The organism is Streptomyces echinoruber, assembly GCF_014651135.1.
Taxonomy (GTDB): Bacteria; Actinomycetota; Actinomycetes; order Streptomycetales; family Streptomycetaceae; genus Streptomyces; species Streptomyces echinoruber.
The window spans coordinates 71,429-89,161 of sequence record NZ_BMWH01000011.1 but is presented as its reverse complement, the minus strand read 5'-3'; the positions used below and the strand labels follow the sequence as shown (position 1 = coordinate 89,161).

Sequence of the window (17,733 nt, the reverse complement as noted above, 5' to 3'; positions counted from 1 at the left end):
CTGCGGGGGCTCCACCTGCCCACCAAGCTACCGGCGCCCACCCCACCTACGCCACCAGTCCCTGGTCTCCGCACCCCCGCGCGCCCCCTTCACAACCGGTGCGCCGCCCCCGTCGGTGTGGCCCCCCGCGTGTCCAGCAGCAGCTGCGCCTTCACCGACAGGCCCTGCAGGTCGTAGGTACGGTGCTGCTGCAGCAGGATCGTGAGGTCGGCCTCGGCGGCGGCCTCGTAGAGGGAGTCGACGCGCGGCACGGGCCGGTCCAGGACGGCCCAGGACGGCACCAGCGGGTCGTGGTAGCTGACGGCGGCGCCCAGCTCCAGCAGGCGGACGGCGATCTCGTGTGCGGGGGTGCCCTGCAGGTCGGCGAAGTCGGGTTTGTAGGTGACGCCGAGCAGCAGCACGCGCGCGCCGCGGGCGGACTTGCCGTACTCGTTGAGGAGGGCGGCGGCGCGCTGCACGACGTAGCGCGGCATGCCGCTGTTGACCTGCTGGGCCAGTTCCACCATGCGCAGCCCGCGGCCCGCGTGGCCGGTGAGGTCCTGCGGGACGGCGTGGCCGCCGACGCCGGGGCCGGGGCGGAAGGCCTGGAAGCCGAACGGCTTGGTCTCCGCGCAGCGGATCACGTCCCACAGGTCGACGCCGAGATCGTGGCACAGGACGGCCATCTCGTTGACCAGGGCGATGTTCACGTGCCGGTAGTTGGTCTCCAGCAGGTGCACGGTCTCCGCCTCGCGCAGTCCGCGCGCGCGGACCACCTTGTCGGTGAGCCGTCCGTAGAAGGCGGCGGCCGACTCCGTGCAGGCCGGTGTCAGGCCGCCGATCACCTTGGGGGTGCCGGCGGGGGTGAAGACGCGGTTGCCGGGGTCGACGCGGCTGGGGGAGTAGGCGAGGTGGAAGTCGCGGCCGGCCCGCAGCCCGGAGCCCTCCTCGAGAAGCGGGCACAGGAATTCCTCGGTGGTGCCCGGGTGCACGGGCGATTCCAGGATCACCGTGGTGTGCGGGCGCAGCCGTTCGGCCAGGGTGCGGGCGGCGGCCTCCACCCCGCTCAGGTCGAGGCCGCCGTCCGCGCCGCGCGGGGTGGGCGCGCAGATGACCGCGGTGCGCACCCGGCCGAGACCGTCCGGGCTGGTGGTCGGCCGGAAGCCCCCCGAGAGCATCCGGCGCAGTTCCGCGGGGCTGAGGAAGCCGGACTCGGGACCGGTCCCGTAGCCGAGGGTGGGAATGCCTGCGGCGACGGCGGCCTGGGCCAGGGGCAGGCCGAGCGGTCCGAGTCCGATGACGGCGAGATCTGCGGGCATGGCGTGGGCCGTCCTTCCCAGTAGCCGAAGCGGGGCAGGTGCGCAACCGCTGTGGACAGAACGCGCGAGCGCAATGTCAGACTAGGAGTAAATATGACCGATATGTGGGATTGGTCGTTCGCGTTTCCCGGGTGATGTCCACAGGCTGGGGGCCACTGGTGGCTGAAGTCGGGCAAGCCGGTCAGAATTTGGGCAGGGGGGATACGCAGTGGGATACGGGGGGGGGGCCGGGCTACGCCCGACGGGTGCGGCACCGGGCTACGCGCGACGGGTGCGGCACCGGGCCACGCCCGACAGGTGCGGCACCAGGCCACGCCCGACGGGATGCGGCCGACGCGACGGACAGCGGGAGGCAGCGGTGAGGACAGCGACACTCGGGCCGGCGCAGCGCGCCGAGGCACTCGCGGGAATGGCCGAGCGTGAGCTGGACGTGCTGGTCGTCGGCGGCGGCGTGGTCGGCGCCGGCACCGCGCTGGACGCCGTGACGCGCGGCCTGTCCACCGGCCTGGTCGAGGCCCGCGACTGGGCCTCGGGCACCTCCAGCAGGTCCAGCAAGCTGATCCACGGCGGACTGCGCTACCTGGAGATGCTGGACTTCGCCCTCGTCCGCGAGGCGCTGAAGGAGCGCGGCCTGCTCCTGGAGCGGATCGCCCCGCACCTGGTGAGACCGGTGCCGTTCCTGTACCCACTCCAGCACCGCGCCTGGGAACGGTTCTACGCCGGTTCGGGTGTCGCGCTCTACGACGTGATGTCCCTGGCCCGCGGCCACGGCCGGGGCCTGCCCGCCCACCGCCACCTGACACGCCGTCACGCCCTGCGCGTCGCCCCCTGCCTGAGGAAGGACGCCCTCGTCGGCGCCCTGCAGTACTACGACGCACAGGTGGACGACGCCCGCTTCGTCGCCACCCTGGTGCGCACCGCGGCCGCCTACGGCGCCAAGGTCGCCAACCGCGCGCGGGTGACCGGTTTCCTGCGCGAGGGCGAGCGCGTGGTCGGCGCCCGGGTGCAGGACGTCGAGGGGCGCGGCGAGTACGAGATCCGCGCCAAACAGATCGTCAACGCCACCGGCGTGTGGACCGACGACACGCAGGCCATGGTGGGGGAGCGCGGCCGGTTCCACGTGCGCGCCTCCAAGGGCATACACCTGGTCGTGCCCAGGGACCGCGTCAACTCCTCGACGGGCCTGATCCTGCGCACCGAGAAGTCGGTGCTCTTCGTCATCCCCTGGGGCCGGCACTGGATCATCGGCACCACCGACACCGACTGGGACCTCGACAAGGCCCACCCGGCCGCGTCCAGCGCGGACATCGACTACCTGCTGGAGCACGTCAACTCGGTGCTCGCCGTCCCCCTCACCCGCGACGACGTCGAGGGCGTCTACGCCGGCCTGCGGCCGCTGCTCGCCGGCGAGTCCGACGCCACCAGCAAACTGTCGCGCGAGCACACCGTCGCCCACCCCGTGCCCGGCCTCGTGGTCGTGGCGGGCGGCAAGTACACCACGTACCGGGTCATGGCCAAGGACGCGGTCGACGAGGCCGTGCACGGCCTGGACCAGCGCGTCGCCGAGTGTGTCACGGAGGACGTCCCGCTGCTCGGCGCCGAGGGCTACCGGGCCCTGTGGAACGCGCGGGCGCGCATCGCCGCCGAGACGGGCCTGCACGTGGTGCGCGTCGAACACCTGCTGAACCGGTACGGCTCCCTGGCCGACGAGGTGCTGAACCTCATCGCCGAGAACCCGTCCCTGGGCCGGCCGCTGCAGGCCGCCGACGACTACCTGCGCGCCGAAATCGTCTACGCCGCCTCGCACGAGGGCGCGCGGCACCTGGACGACGTCCTCACCCGCCGCACCCGGATCTCCATCGAGACCTTCGACCGGGGCACGCTGAGCGCCCGCGAAGCCGCCGAGTTGATGGCGCCCGTGCTCGGCTGGGACAAGGACCAGGTCGAGCGCGAGATCCAGCACTACGAGAAGCGCGTGGAGGCCGAGCGCGAGTCCCAGCGCCAGCCGGACGACCTGACGGCGGACGCGGCACGGCTGGGGGCGCCGGACATCGTGCCGTTGTGAGACGCGGGCGGGGACGCGGCCGGCTCCGGTCCGCATCGGGCCTGCCGCCGCCCCACCTCCGGTCCGCATCGGGCCTGCCGCCGGTCCGCCTTCGACCTGCCGCCGACCCGCCTTCGACCTGCCGCCGACCCGCCTTCGACCTGCCGCCGGTCCGTGTCCGGTCCATCTTCGGCCCGCATCGGTTCCGTCGCCGGTCCGTGTCCGGCCCGCTTCCGGCCCGCGGTCCGTGTCCGGCCCACCTTCGACCCGCCGCCGACCCGCTGCCGGACTGTCCGGACTTCACTCGAACGAGTGACGCGGTCCGGGATCTCCGGCCGGAGCCCGTCCGTTGGACCAACTGCGGGGGCAGAACCCGGCCGAGAGAAGGTCCCGTTCGAGGACCGGGTCCGACACCCCGTCCGTGTTCACGCGGAAGGTGAGGACACGCCGGCCGTCCACGGTGGCTGCGGTGCGCACGTAGCTGCCCGCGATCCGGCCGTTGTGTCCCCACACCGTGATTCCGCAGGGCAGTTTTTCGGGGAACAGGCCCATGCCGTACGCGCCGTGTGCGGCTCGGGTGTCGAGCATCTCGCGCAGCCGGCGCGGGGGCAGCAGCCGTCCGCCGAGCAGGGCCGCGTAGAAGCGGTCCAGGTCGGTGAGCGTGGTCACCATCTCACCCGCCGCGCCGGCCACGCGCGGGTCGAGATCGGTGACGTCGGAGCCGTCGGCCGCGTAGCCGCGGCCGTGCGGCGGGGGCAGCGAGCGGCGGGTGCCCGGGAAGGACGTGCCCGTCAGACGAAGGGGGGTGATGACGCGGCGCCGGACCTCGGCGGCATAGGAGTGGCCGGTGACCTGACGGACCACCATGCCGAGCAGGACGTAGTCGGTGTTGGAGTACGCGTAGCGGCCGGGACGGCCGGAAGGGAGGCGCAGGGCGAGCCGTACGGCCTGCTGGGGCGTCAGGGCGACGCGGCCTCCGGTGAGCTCGGTGAAGTCGGCCAGCCCGCTGGTGTGGGTGAGCAGGGCGCGCAGGGTGATGTCCCGCCCGTCGGCGTGGGCCGAGCGCACCAGGCCGGGCAGGTGCTGCTCCACGGTGTCGGACAGGGACAGCCGGTGTTCCGCGGCCAGTTGGAGGACCACCGTCGCGAGGAAGGTCTTCGTGACGCTGCCGGCGCGGAAGTGGTCGGCGCGGGCGATGCCCCTGCCGGCGTCGGCGTAGCGGACCGTGGTGCCGTCGCGGGTCAGCAGGGCCGCGGCGGGGGCGCCGTCGCGGGTGACCAGCAGGCGCAGCAGCGCGCCCGGGCCGCCCCGGACCGCGGGCGGCGGGGAGGCGACCGGGCCCGGTGGCGGTGGCGGTGGTGTCGCGGCCGTGGCCGGCCGCTTCCCGGCCGTCGGAGCCGGGACCGGGTCGTGCGGGGGCCGGTGCGCGGGCAGGCCGCTCGCGGCCGGTGGTGCCAAACCGGCCGGGCCGGCCACCCCGGGCCGGTGCGCGGCGGGGGGCAGCCCCGGTGCGCTCGCGACGGGCGCCGTGCGGGCCCGTGACGCCCCGGCGGGCGCGCCGGCCGCCGACGGAACGGGCGCCGTCCCGGCCAGGTGCCCGGCCGCCAGCAGGCCGAGCAACGCCAGGGACACCGGCACGACCAGGCGGGTCCGAAACGGCGGCATCGCGGTCCTCCCTCGTCGGCGCCCATCATCCCGGTAAGCGGAATGGTCGCCTCACCCGGGGCCCGGCCGTGGCGGGCCAGGGCCCTGCAGAGGCCCCCTGGGCGTCGAGCACTTGTCGGGTGAGAGACAATGGAGCCTCTGTCAGGGCGGGTTGTATGAGGGGACGCATGTCGGAGGCGGAGCGGGCGGGGACATCTCGTCAGGACACTCGTCAGGAGCAGGGCGAGCGTCGCGAACGTCTCCTCGCCGGACGGTACCGGTTGGGAGAGGTGCTCGGCCGCGGCGGCATGGGCACCGTGTGGCGCGCCGAGGACGAAACCCTGGGCCGGACGGTCGCCGTCAAGGAGCTGCGGTTCCCGTCGAACATCGACGAGGACGAGAAGCGCCGTCTGATCACGCGCACGCTGCGCGAGGCCAAGGCGATCGCGCGGATCCGCAACACCGGCGCGGTGACGGTCTTCGACGTGGTCGACGAGGACGACCGGCCCTGGATCGTGATGGAGCTGATCGAGGGCAAGTCGCTCGCGGAGGTCATCCGTGAGGACGGCACGCTGGAGCCGAAGCGCGCCGCGGAGGTCGGGCTCGCCATCCTCGACGTGCTCCGGTCGGCGCACCGGGCGGGCATCCTGCACCGCGACGTGAAGCCGTCCAACGTGCTGATCGCCGAGGACGGCCGGGTCGTGCTCACCGACTTCGGCATCGCGCAGGTCGAGGGCGACCCGTCCATCACCTCCACCGGCATGCTCGTCGGCGCCCCCTCCTACATCGCACCGGAGCGGGCCCGCGGGCACAAGCCGGGACCGGCGGCCGACCTGTGGTCGCTGGGCGGGCTGCTGTACGCGGCGGTGGAGGGCACGCCGCCGTACGACAAGGGCTCGGCCATCGCCACGCTCACCGCGGTGATGACCGAGCCGCTGGAGGAGCCGAAGAACGCCGGTCCGCTGCGGGACGTCATCTACGGCCTGCTCACCAAGGACCCGGCCAAGCGGCTCGACGACGCCGGTGCCCGGGCCCTGCTCACCGCGGTCGTCAACGCGCCCGCGGAGGCGACGCGCGCCGCCGCGGAACCGGCGGACGCCACGAAGGTCGTACCGCTGCCGGCGCAGCCGGACCGGCGTTCCGCCAAGGACGCGTCGGCGGGTTCCGCCGGGACCAGGCGGGGCGAGGAGGCGGCCGACCGGCTGCGCGGGGCGCTGCGCTCCGTGCGCAAGGCCGCCGTGGCCGCGGGGGCCGCCACCGCCGCCCGCACCCGCTCCGCGGCCGGCGGCAGCGCGGCGGCCGGCTCCCCGGCCGAGGCGAACGGGACGCGCGGCACCGCCGCCGGCACCGTGCCCGGCCGGCAGGGCGCGGCCGGGCCGAACGGCCGGCCGGGGCAGACGAGTTCGGGCTGGCCGGTGGTGCCGCCGCCGGCGGACCTGCCGCAGCGTCCGGTGCCCCGGGCGTCGCTCACCGACGTCGTACCGCGGCGCACGCTGGTGATCGTGGCGGTGGTCGCCGTTCTCGCCGTGCTCGGCACCGTGCTGGTCCTCACGCTCGGCGGCGACGACGGCAAGGACAACAAGGGCGCCGGTGGCGGCGCGTCGCGGGCCGCCGTCACGGCCGGCGCCGACACCCGGCGGGACGACGACCCCACCGCCGCCGCTGCCGGCACGGGCGCCGCCGCCAACCCGGACGCCGCCTCCGCCGAGCCGGCGGCGGACACCACCGCCGGCCCGGAGGCCGGCGCGTCCGGCACGGGGGCGTCCGCCGGCAAGGAGACCGGCTCCGGCGGCAAGGACGGCGGTGTCGTCTCCACCTACCGCAGCGGGCACGGCTTCTCCCTCGGGCTGCCCGCGGGGTGGGCGTACAAGAGCACCGACGCGGCGGGGGCGCGGTTCACCGGGCCCGAGGGGCAGAAGCTGCTCGTCGCCTGGACGTCCACGCCCAAGGACGACCCGGTCGCCGACTGGCGGAACCAGGAGCGGTACATGGTGCGCCCCCAGTACCACCGGATCCGCATAGAGAAGGTGGGCTACCGCGGGTGGAACGCGGCGGACTGGGAGTTCACCTACGTCGACGGAGGGACCGAGTACCGGACCATAGACCGCGGTTTCGTCGTCGACGACCACCACGGGTACGCGCTGATGTACACGGCGAAGGCGGCGAACTGGGACACCGAGCTGCGCAGGAGCACCTGGCGGACGCTGACGAAGAGCTTCGAACCGAAGGTCTGAGACGGCGGGCCCGCGGGTTTCGACGGCGCACGGACACATGTCCGGGCCGCGGCCGGGCATGGGACCGGGTGCCGCGTGGGCATGAGATCTGGGGTGAGATCTGTCATCCCCTCCGTGCGGGTTGCCTCCGGCACGTATCGTGAGTGGTTGCGAACCGAACGCATCCGGAACGGGGCGCAGGGCGAACGGACTTGACCGACCGGACGGCCGGGGGAGGCAACGTGGACGACTATGCGGGACGGGTGCTCGCCGACCGCTACCGCCTGCCGCTGCCGCCGTCCGACGAGTACGAACTCACCGAGACACGGGCCTTCGACACCTACAGCGGGCAGGAGGTCTTCATCCGGCAGGTGCCGCTGCCGGAGGTGGTCGAGGCGGAGGTGCTGGACGCCGACGGGCTGCCCGAGGGCTTCACGGCACGTGACGGTGCCGCACACCGGTCCGGGACCGGGGCGGCCGCCCGGCGGCCCGCCGACCCGGTGGTGCGCCGGGCCGTGGAGGCCGCCCGGGCCGCCGCCGCGATTCCCGACCACCCGCGGCTGGACCAGGTCTTCGACGTGTTCGCCGAGGGCGGTTCCCTGTGGATCGTCAGCGAGCTGGTGGCCGCGCGTCCGCTGGCGGCGCTGCTGGCCGAGAAGCCGCTGCCGCCGTACCGGGCGGCCGAGGTGGCTTCCGACCTCCTCATGGCGCTGCGCGCCGTGCACGCCCACGGCTGGGTGCACCGCAACATCACCGCCCGTACCGTCCTCGTCTGCGACGACGGCCGGGTGGTGCTGACCGGTCTCGCGGCCGGCGCCGCCGAGGAGGCGCTGTGCGGGTACGACCCGGTGCCGCGGCAGCGGGACGCGGAACGCGACGGCGCGCAGGACGCGGATTCCGGGGAGTTCGGCGCGCCGGCGGCCGGTGACCGCGGCCCCGTGGACGCCCGCCCGCACGGCGGCGCGGGCGGCGACCGCCCCGGCGCCCAGGGCCGCGCCCCGGCCGGCCCGCAGGGCCCCGCATCCTCCGGCCCGCACGGGACCGGTCCCTTCGGCTCGCACGGGCCCACCCTCTCCGGTTCGCACGTCGGCGGGGCCGACCCCGAGACGGCGCGGCGGGCCGCGATCCAGGCGCGGGCGCGCGGTCTGGCGGCACCCGGACCCGCCGTACCGCCGCAGGCCGGGCCCCGCGGCGCCCTCGCGCAGCGCGCCACGCAGGACGGCACGGACATCCGCGCCGCGCGGGCCGGCGCCATCGCCGCCTACCGGGCCGGCGCCCGGGCCGCCGCCCGGGTGCAGCAGGCGCAGGACGCCCTGCACCACGGCGGTACGGCGCTGCCCGCCGCCCGCCCGCCCGCCGAGCCCGGCCCCGCCGCCGGCCCGCACCGCCCGCCGCACGCCTCCGACACCCCGCCGCCGGATCGGATCGCCCACCCCTACGGCGTCGACGCCGGTTCCTGGCACGGCGCCACCCCGCGCGGCGCGGCCGGCGCCGCCGGCCCGCACCGCCCGGCCCTGCCCACGGGCGGCCCCGAGGACACCACTGGCCCCGCCGACGCCTACGCCTCCGCCGACACCCACGCCTCCGCCGACGCCCACGCCCTCCACGACGCCGGCGCGTCCGTCACCCGCTGGGACCAGCCGCCCGCCGGTGTCCCCGCCGGACACGGCCCGACCACCGCGCTGGCCGCCGAGCGGGCGCGGCAGGCGCGGATGGCGGTCGTCGGACCGGTGACCGAGCGCTGGGCGCCGGAGCAGGCCGGTCCGGTGCACGAGAACTGGCAGTTGGCCGCGCCGGTCGGCCCCGCCACCGACCTGTGGGCGCTGGGCGCGCTGCTGTTCCGGGCGGTGCAGGGGCACGCGCCCTACCCGGAGGAGTCGACGGCCGAGCTGGTGCAGATGGTGTGCGCGGAGCCGCCCGCGTACGCCGAGGAGTGCGGGCCGCTGCGGCCGGTCGTGGAGTCGCTGCTGCGTCAGGACCCCACCGAGCGCATCGACTTCGAGGAACTGGCGGGCTGGCTGCGTTCCCTGGTGCGGTCCGCGCCCGAGCCCGACGCCGGCGTCCACGTCGTCCCCGCCCCACCCGCCGACGCCGCCCGCCTGCCCGTCGTCCGGCGCCGCGGGGAGCTGGTGCGGCGCCGGCGCGCCGGGCTGCCCGCGCACCACGGCCGGCACAAGCGGGCGAAGGAGGGCCGCTCGCCGCGCAGTCTGGGCCGTACGCTGCTGCTGCTCATCCTGCTGGCGCTGGTGGCGGCGGTGGCGTATGCGATGCTGTTCCTGCCGAAGGCCGGCGGCAAGGACGCCGGTTCCAAGGACCGGACGGGAGCCGCCGGCCAGGCGAGTGCCGTCCCTGGGTCCTCCGGCGCGAGCGCCGGCAACGCCCCCCGCCCCGACCGGACCTCGCCGGGCGGAAACGCCCCGTCGCGGCCGGCCGCGTCCACCGGGGCCGCCGAGACGCAGACCACCGGCCCCGGCGTCGCCGACGGCTTCACCCTGCGCAAGGACCCCGAGGGGTTCCGGATCGCCGTCGCCAAGGGCTGGCACCGCTCGGGGAAGAACGACCGCGGCGAAGTGGTGTACCGGCACGGCGACTTCGAGCTGATCGTGGTGCCGGGCCGGGACGGCGCGGGCGAGTACGGCAGCGACCCCATGGCGTACCAGCGGGAGAAGGAGCCCGAGCTGCAGGGCTACCGCGACTCCACCTGGGCCACCTCCAGCGGGCTGCGCACCATCGAGGTGGGCGGACGGACCATGGCCGAGGGGCAGTTCACCTGGACCGACGCCGCCGGCGCCGACCTGTACGTGCGCAACCTCGCGCTCCTGCTCGACGGCCGCTACCACGTCGTACAGGTACGCGGTCCGGAGGCGCAGCGCGACGAGGTGACGCGGCTGTACGAACAGGCGCAGGCGAGTTATCGGTACACCGGCTGACGGAGGACGGACCGCGAGGCGCTTCGGTTGCCTTCCGTCCCGGGAAGCGACAACCGTCACAGTGCGGTCTCCAAGGCACCCCGCCGGTTCCCAGGAATGGGTCCAGTCCTTAATCTGGCCCCGTCAAGAACATTGCGGGGCAACGTGAATCAGATGCAGGGCCTGGTCGTCGCGGGCCGCTACCGGCTCGTCGACCCCATAGGCAGCGGCGGCATGGGGCGGGTGTGGCGAGCCCACGACGAACTGCTGCACCGGGCGGTCGCCGTCAAGGAACTCACCGCCGCGCTCTACGTGTCCGAGAGCGAACGGGAACTGCTGCTCGCCCGCACCCGGGCCGAGGCCCGGGCCGCCGCGCGCATCAACCACTCCGCCGTGGTCACCGTGCACGACGTGCTGGAGCACGACGGCCGCCCGTGGATCGTGATGGAGCTGGTCGAGGGCGGTTCGCTGGCCGACGCGGTCAAGGAGCGCGGCCGCGTGGAACCCACCGAGGCGGCCCGCATCGGCCTGTGGGTGCTGCGCGCCCTGCGCGCCGCGCACACGGCCGGCGTGCTGCACCGCGACGTCAAGCCCGGCAACGTCCTGCTCGCGCACGACGGCCGGGTCCTGCTCACCGACTTCGGCATCGCGCAGATCGACGGCGACACCACCATCACCCGCACCGGTGAGGTCGTCGGCTCCGTCGACTTCCTGGCGCCGGAGCGCGTCCGCGGCCACGACCCGGGCCCCGCCTCCGACCTGTGGGCGCTCGGCGCCACCCTGTACACCGCGGTGGAGGGCCTCTCGCCGTTCCGCCGCACCTCGCCGCTGGCCACCCTGCAGGCCGTCGTGGAGGAGGAGGCGGCCGAGCCGCGCCACGCCGGGCCGCTCGCGCCCGTCATCACCGCGCTGCTGCGCAAGGACCCCGCCCAGCGCCCCGACGCCGCCGAGGCCGAGCGCATGCTCGCGGAGGCCGCCGAGGGCCGGCGCCCCGACGCGGCCCAGGCCTACGTCCCCACCCGGAGCCACGGCCGGTACGACGGGACGGGGACGCACGCCACCGGGCGGCCGGCGCCGGCCCCGGCGTCGTACTACTCCCCGGATCCCGCCCCGGCCCCGGACTCCGCCCCGGCCCCGGACTCCGCCTCGTTCCCGGACCCCGCGGAGACCGGCCCCACCGCCGTCGGGCCGCGGCGGCCGGCGACCGGGTCCGCCACCGTCGGCGCGCACCGGTCGGCCGCGCCGCCCCGGCGCCGGCGGCGCACGCTCGCCGCCGCGGTCGTGCTGGCCGCTCTCGCCGGCGGCGTCACCGCCCTGGCCGTGCAGCAGTGGGGCGGCCCGAACGGCGGTACGGCCGCGCCCGGGCACAACGGCGGTACGACCGCGGCCTCGCCCGGCCCGACCCCCAGCCGGACGGCCGCCGCCGCGGGCGGCGAGAGCACACCCCGTGGCCAGGGCGCGGTGCCCGCCTCCTGGCAGCACATCACCGACCCGCTGGGTTTTGGCCTCTCCCTGCCCCCGGGCTGGAAGCGGCGGCCCTACCGGGACCAGGGCGACCTCCAGCAGGTCGACTACACGCCCGACGGCGGCCGGCACTTCGTGCGCATCGCCGTCGACACCTCGCCCGACTACGCCGACCCCCATCAGCACCAGCTCGACTTGGAGGAGCAGCTGCACCGGCTGGTCGACTACCGGCGGATCACCCTGGAGAAGAACGTCTACCGCGACCGCGCCGGCTCGCTGTGGGACTACACCTGGACCGCGCTGCGCAAGGACACGCCCTACCCCGGACCGCGCCGCGCCATGGAGGAGACGTACATCGCGCGCGACGGCACCGAGTACGCCCTCTACATCTCCTCCCCGGCCGGGGACTGGGCGACGACCAGCAAGCAGTTCCGGGCGGTGCTGCAGAGCTGGCAGCCGAAGGCGCCGTAACCGCCGTAACCGCCGACGCGGCCCAACCGCCGACGCGGCCCAACCGCCGACGCGCCCCGGACACCGCAGGCTTGGCCGGATCTCCGCCCCGGAGGGGAGGCGTCCGGTGGGGCATGATGGCCGCATGGGGACCGAGGGGGAGAGCGCGGAGGCGGCTCCGGGCGGCGCCGCCCGCCTCGTCGCGGGCCGCTACCGGCTGGAGGCGCGCCTCGGACGCGGCGGCATGGGCGTGGTGTGGCGGGCGACCGACCTGCTGCTGGGGCGGCCGGTCGCGGTCAAGGAGCTGCTGCAGGACGACACCCTTCCCGCCGGTGAGGCGCGGCGGCAGCGGGAGCGCACCCTGCGCGAGGCCCGTGCGGTCGCCCGATTACGCCACCCGCACATCGTCGTCGTGCACGACGTCGTGGAGGACGGCGACCGCCCGTACCTCGTCATGGAACTCGTCGAGGGCGGCTCGCTCGCCGACCGCGTCGCCGACCGCGGCCCCGTCGACGTCCGCGAGGCCGCCCGCATCGGACTCGCCCTGCTCGGCGCGCTGCGCACCGCGCACGCCGCCGGTGTGCTGCACCGCGACGTGAAGCCGTCCAACGTGCTGCTCGACGACGACGGCCGGGTCGTCCTGACCGACTTCGGCGTGGCCCGGGTCGAGGGCGCGACCACGCTCACCGAGCGCGGCGGCTTCGTCGGCTCGCCCGAGTACACCGCGCCCGAGCGGATGTCCGGCGCGGGCGGCGGCCCCGCCTCCGACCTGTGGTCCCTGGGCGCCCTGCTGTGCACGGCGCTGAGCGGCCGGTCGCCGTTCCACCGGGACTCGCTGGGCGGCGTGCTGCACGCCGTGGTCACCGACGAGATCAGGCCGCCCGTACAGACCGGGCCGCTGCTGCCGGTCGTCCGGGGCCTGCTGGAGCGCGACCCCGAACGGCGGCTCGGCGCCGCGGAGGCCGAGGAACTGCTGCGCGCCTTCCTCGACACCGGCCGGGTGCCGCAGCCGCCGGCCCGGACATCGGCACGGACACCGGCCCGGCTCACCCCCGTACCGGCGCTGCCGCTGCGGCCCTCCGCGCGGGCGGTGCTGGTGGCGGCGCTGCTGGTCACCGCGATGGCCGGAGTCGGCGTGTCCGCGGTGGCGCTGCTGGTGCACCGGGACGGCGCGGGCGGCGGCACCCCCACGACCCCGGCGCCGCGGCCGAGCGTACGGACGTCGGCGAGCGCGCCGGCGACGACGCCGACCCCGGCGCCACCGACCAGCTTCCGCCCGCTGTCGCACCCGCCCGCGAAAGGGGCGGTGGAGAAAGGGGCGGTGGGGCAGGGCCGCGTCACGGGTCGGTGACCGGTTGCCGTTCCCGGTGGATCCGGGAGCGGTCGGCGCGATATGGATGACTCCATGAGCAACAACGGGGGAGCCCGCAACGGAGCCGAAGAGCCCACGAGTTTCGTGCTGCGACCGCCCCAGGCACAGCCGCAGCGCCCGCCCGCGTCCGCGGCGCCCGTCCCGGGAAATCCGTACGCGACACCTGCGGCAGCCGAGACGCCCGCGGCACCCGCGGCGCCTGCGGCACCCGGCGTGTCCGCCGTGCCGCAGCAGTCCCCGCCCGGCGCGTCCGCCGTACCGCCGCAGCCCGCGTCCCCCACCGTGCCCGACCCTGTGCCCGCCCCTGTGCCCGACCCTGTGTCCGACCCCGGGGCCGGGCGGCTCATCGCCGGCCGCTACCGGCTGATCGCCCGCCTCGGCCACGGCGGCATGGGCACGGTGTGGCGGGCGAAGGACGAGGTGGTGGACCGCGAGGTCGCCGTCAAGGAACCCCGCGTCCCCGACCACCTCCCCGACCGGGAACGCGACAACCTCTTCGAGCGGATGCGCCGCGAGGCGCGCGCCGCGGCCCGGCTCGACCACCCGGCGGTGGTGAACGTGCACGACGTCGCGGTGGTGGACGGACGGCCGTGGATCGTGATGGAGCTGGTGCACGGCCGTTCCCTCGGCGACGTGCTGCAGGAGGGCACGCTCGGCGCGCCCGAGGCGGCCCGGATCGGCCTGCAGGTGCTGGGCGCGCTGGAGGCGGCGCACGCGGCGGGCGTCCTGCACCGCGACGTGAAGCCGGACAACGTGCTGCTGGGCCGGCACGACCGCGTCGTCCTCACCGACTTCGGCATCGCGCAGATCGAGGGCGAGACGAATCTGACCGACACCGGCGGCTTCGTCGGCTCCCCCGAGTACATCGCCCCGGAGCGGGTGCTGGGCCGGCGCCCCGGCCCGGCGAGCGACCTGTGGTCCCTGGGCGTGGTGCTGTACGCGGCGACGGAGGGCGTGTCGCCGTTCCGCCGCAGCAACACCCCCGCCACCCTGCAGTCGGTGCTCAACGCCACGCCCGCGCCCCCGGCCGCGGCGACCGGGCCGCTGGACGAGGCCATCAACGGCCTGCTGCGCAAGGACCCGGCGCACCGCCCGGACGCCGCCGAGGTGCGCCGCCTGCTGGAGGCGGCCGCACACCCGCCCGTTCCTGTGCCCACGCAGGGTCTGCCGCTCCCCGGCGGTCCCGCTCCCCGGCGCTTCCGGCTCGGCCGCCGGGCGTGGACGGCACTCGGCGCGGCGGTCGTCGCGGTGGCGGCGGCGGTGTACCTGGTGCTGGCGGACCCGTTCGCGGGCCCGCTGCCGGACGGCTGGACCACGCACCACGAGAAGGACGTCGCGGCCACGCTCGCGGTGCCCGCGCACTACCAGCGGACCGTTCCCGACCGCAAGTACGACCAGGGCCACTGGGTGACGTACACCGATTGGAGCGGCGGCATCTGGATCAGCCTGTCCCTGAACAAGAAGGCCGAGGACACCACCGGCACGATCAAGGACTCCGCGGCCGCCCAGATGTACGCCGACGACGGCGACTACAAGCAGTCCGGAAACTACAACCTCGACATGCCGGCCCACCCGCGCACGTCTCCCAGGACGACCACCTTCCACGGCCGCAAGGCCGCGCGGAACACCATCGTCTACACCACCGACGACAGCGACAACCCGCGCCCGCGGGAGGTGCAGATCCTCTACTACCGCACCGCCGGCGGCGACATGTACAAACTGACCATCGGCTACCCCGGCAAGGGCGACTTCACCGACCGCGGCCGCGAAGTGGCGCGCACCGCGATCTCCCTCCTCGACGTCGACAAGCTGTGACCCGGCTCAGCGTGCGAGGCGTCGCACCGCGCCCCTGACCAGCCGGACCCGCCCGACCCGTACCGCCAACTGCTTGCCGTTCCCGTTGGTTTCGGGCTTGGCGTACCAACGCAGGCCGCGGTGGCGCCACTTGGTGGGCGGGGCGTCCTGGGGGAGGGGTGGCAGGGGCATGCTCCAGGGGCCGAGGCGGAGTTCGCCGCGCCACAGCCCGGCTGTAAGGCGACGCAGGTCGATGTGCACGGTGAAGGCGTCGGTGTGGGCGACGGGCACGGCCGGGAAGACCTCGTCGGCCGTTCCGTCGCCGGCGGTGAGGACGGCGACGAGCGCGTCCTGCGGCCAGGCGGCGAGGGTGCAGCGCCCCTTGACGACCAACTCGCTTGGCTCGCCGGCGGACCAGCGTGGGGTGTCGAGGGTGAGGTGGCGGCGTACGGGGTGTTTGTTCTCGCCGATGTCGAGGGTGTAGTTGCCGTGGGGCTTGGTGGTGTAGAGGGTGACGGCTCGTGGCTGGTCGCCGAGTCCGGTGAGGAGGTGGGTGGTGGGGGTGTTGGGGAGGTGTTCGGCGCGTTTGCTGCCGATGCGGACTTCGCGGGTGATGCCCTGGGTGCCGATGGTGAGGGAGATGTCCCACAGGCCGTCGGGCAGGGGGGTGCCGTTGGCGGCGGTGGCGAGGTCGACGGTGGCGTCGAAGCCGGCGTGGTCGTAGGTGTAGCGGCCCTGGTCTTCGTCGGTGCCGAGGTGGGGGGTGGGGGTGTGGGTGACGGGGAGGCGGTATTCGGTGCCGCGGTTGCGTTCGCGCAGCAGGAGGTGGGTGGTGACGTCGCGGGTTTCGACGCGGTGGAGGTAGGCGTGGCCGGCCAGGTGCAGGGTGGTGCCGCGCAGTTCGGCGCGGTGGACGTGGTGGCGGACACCGAGCTGGTCGGTGACGTCGTAGCAGGCGTCGGGGACGGCGCGGGCGGGGTCGCGGAAGAAGGGGTAGCGGGCGTAGGCGCGACCACCCTCCACAAGGACCGGAGTGGCGACCTTGCTGTGCGCCAATTCACGCTCGAACTCGACGAGTTCGAGAACCTCGTCCAGCATCCGGTGCCGTACGAGATGCAGCCGCAGCCGCGCCATGGCGGAGAGCCGGTCGTTCATGCCCTCGTGCCACAGCGGATCGATGATCTCGGCCAGCCGGGCGAGGTGCTTCTCCTGCTGGGGCCGGGGCTCGCGTGCAAGATGACCGAGGAGCTGCTGCACCTCCACGGTCAGGTGCCGGTGCGCGAGGTGATCGCGGTCGGGACCGGGCGGCACGTGTTCCAGGAGCAGGTCGATCATGTGGGGGAGGAACCGCAGTCGGGGCTCGGCGCCCTTCGTGCGTACGGTGGTGTTGCCCCCGTCCTCCCGGAGTGTGCAGAACAGGCAGTCGTAATCCGCGACCACGGAGATTCCCGAGGCGCGCAGGTAAGCCATGGCCGTGAACGGCTGGTCCTCTCCGATGGGCAGCCCCGTCGGGAAACGGAGGCCATGCCGCTCCAGGAAATCCCGGCGGAACAGTTTCAGCGGATTGAGAGCCCAGTAGACGCGTGAGTGGAAGACATCGGTCTTCGGCTGATTGCTTTTGAACATGGACATGGGCAGTCCGCGCCCCCCGACACCCACCATCTTGCCGAGAACGATGTCGGTGCCGTTCTCCTCCGCCATCCCGACCATGCGCTCCAGCGCCTCGGGACCCAGGTAGTCGTCGGCATCCAGGAAGAACACGAACTTCCCCCGGGCATGGGTGAGGCCGACATTACGGGGTGCGGACGGGCCACCCGAGTTCTTCTGGTGAATGACGCGGATCAAATCGGCATGCGTCGAGGCGATGCGGTCAACTTCCTCCGCAGTTCCGTCCGTTGAGCCATCGTTGACCACGATGACTTCCAGAGCGTTCCGGCCGATGCTCTGTTCGATCACGGAATTGATGCACCGGGTTACGTAAGGCATCGCATTGTATGCGGCGATGATTACCGAAACGGTGGGGTCGGCCATTTTTGCCTTTCTCCCGATACTGATGCAGGGCGCGCCCCGTCTTCTGCCGGACTTTCCACCGATGGATCGACATCGTCCGTCAGGCGCTGTTTGCCCGTGGGTAAGGTGCCGGTAAGGAGTGTGAAGATACCATGAACCGGGTGCGGCGCTGTTGTGACTCCTTGTCGTAGGTTCCTGGAGTGGGCGAGGGGGTTGCGCGGAATGTGAACAGGTCGCCCTCTTCTGGGTGGAGTGTCGGAATTGAGCGCCTGTGTCGCGTGAAGGTGCAGAGGGCGCGTCCTGGGGCGTTCGCTGTCTGCGGCCAACTCCTGGATTGATGGTTGACAATCCTTATCGGGTTTGTATTTACTCTGCGCTCACTTTGGTTTTGACTCTTCGTTTGTGACGGGCTATGTGTGCTCGTCGGGGTGGGATCAGGGGTGGGGTGTGCCTACGCGTGCACGACTGGCCGGGGTGCTGGCCGCTCTCGCAGGTGCTTGCGCAGTGACCGTGGGGGCCGTTCCGGGGGGACTGC

General features: G+C 74.3%; 9 protein-coding genes. 6 read left to right on the top strand and 3 right to left on the bottom strand.

The genetic code is table 11. The features are described from left to right. Positions 1-89: 89 nt before the first annotated feature. A complete protein-coding gene (locus tag IE225_RS15115) occupies positions 90-1,298 on the bottom strand; it encodes a nucleotide sugar dehydrogenase (RefSeq protein WP_190058019.1) in 1,209 nt (402 codons plus the stop codon). A 358-nt stretch (positions 1,299-1,656) separates the two neighbouring features. Between IE225_RS15115 and IE225_RS15110 the strand changes: the two genes are divergently transcribed. Continuing rightward, a complete protein-coding gene (locus IE225_RS15110; RefSeq protein ID WP_190058018.1) occupies positions 1,657-3,363 on the top strand; it encodes a glycerol-3-phosphate dehydrogenase/oxidase in 1,707 nt (568 codons plus the stop codon). Positions 3,364-3,642: 279 nt separating this feature from the next. Here the strand turns inward: IE225_RS15110 and IE225_RS15105 are convergent, their stop codons facing one another. Continuing rightward, positions 3,643-5,007: a serine hydrolase domain-containing protein gene (locus IE225_RS15105; RefSeq protein WP_190058017.1), complete on the bottom strand. Its 1,365-nt coding sequence runs from the start codon at positions 5,005-5,007 to the stop codon at positions 3,643-3,645. A 167-nt stretch (positions 5,008-5,174) separates the two neighbouring features. On the opposite strand from IE225_RS15105, the gene IE225_RS15100 reads away from it, so the two are divergent. The 5 genes from IE225_RS15100 to IE225_RS15080 all read left to right on the top strand — a co-directional run bounded on the left by IE225_RS15100 (position 5,175) and on the right by IE225_RS15080 (position 15,209). Further along, positions 5,175-7,220, top strand: a complete 2,046-nt coding sequence (locus tag IE225_RS15100; RefSeq protein WP_190058113.1) for a serine/threonine-protein kinase — start codon at positions 5,175-5,177, stop codon at positions 7,218-7,220. Positions 7,221-7,441: 221 nt separating this feature from the next. Then, positions 7,442-10,129 carry a serine/threonine kinase C-terminal domain-containing protein gene (locus IE225_RS15095; RefSeq protein ID WP_190058016.1) on the top strand — a complete coding sequence of 896 codons (2,688 nt, stop codon included), beginning with the start codon at positions 7,442-7,444 and terminating at the stop codon, positions 10,127-10,129. Positions 10,130-10,282: 153 nt separating this feature from the next. Then, entirely contained in the window at positions 10,283-12,043 is a 1,761-nt protein-coding gene (locus IE225_RS15090; RefSeq protein ID WP_190058112.1) for a serine/threonine-protein kinase, read from the top strand. 124 nt (positions 12,044-12,167) lie between these two features. Beyond that, a complete protein-coding gene (locus tag IE225_RS15085) occupies positions 12,168-13,373 on the top strand; it encodes a serine/threonine-protein kinase (protein WP_190058015.1) in 1,206 nt (401 codons plus the stop codon). A 54-nt stretch (positions 13,374-13,427) separates the two neighbouring features. Beyond that, positions 13,428-15,209 (top strand): serine/threonine-protein kinase, encoded by a 1,782-nt coding sequence (locus IE225_RS15080; RefSeq protein ID WP_190058014.1) that lies wholly within the window; start codon positions 13,428-13,430, stop codon positions 15,207-15,209. Positions 15,210-15,215: 6 nt separating this feature from the next. On the opposite strand, the gene IE225_RS15075 is transcribed toward IE225_RS15080, so the two are convergent. Next, complete coding sequence (locus IE225_RS15075) at positions 15,216-17,219, bottom strand: glycosyltransferase family 2 protein (RefSeq protein ID WP_190058013.1); 2,004 nt, start codon at positions 17,217-17,219, stop codon at positions 15,216-15,218. Between the last annotated feature and the right edge of the window lie 514 nt (positions 17,220-17,733).

Bases quoted from the DNA above. Each gene is read 5' to 3' on its own strand.
- IE225_RS15105 (WP_190058017.1), bottom strand. From the start codon at position 5,007: ATGCCGCCGTTTCGGACCCGCCTGGTCGTGCCGGTGTCCCTGGCGTTG.
- IE225_RS15100 (WP_190058113.1), top strand. From the start codon at position 5,175: ATGTCGGAGGCGGAGCGGGCGGGGACATCTCGTCAGGACACTCGTCAG.
- IE225_RS15080 (WP_190058014.1), top strand. From the start codon at position 13,428: ATGAGCAACAACGGGGGAGCCCGCAACGGAGCCGAAGAGCCCACGAGT.
- IE225_RS15090 (WP_190058112.1), top strand. From the start codon at position 10,283: ATGCAGGGCCTGGTCGTCGCGGGCCGCTACCGGCTCGTCGACCCCATA.
- IE225_RS15075 (WP_190058013.1), bottom strand. From the start codon at position 17,219: ATGGCCGACCCCACCGTTTCGGTAATCATCGCCGCATACAATGCGATG.
- IE225_RS15085 (WP_190058015.1), top strand. From the start codon at position 12,168: ATGGGGACCGAGGGGGAGAGCGCGGAGGCGGCTCCGGGCGGCGCCGCC.
- IE225_RS15115 (WP_190058019.1), bottom strand. From the start codon at position 1,298: ATGCCCGCAGATCTCGCCGTCATCGGACTCGGACCGCTCGGCCTGCCC.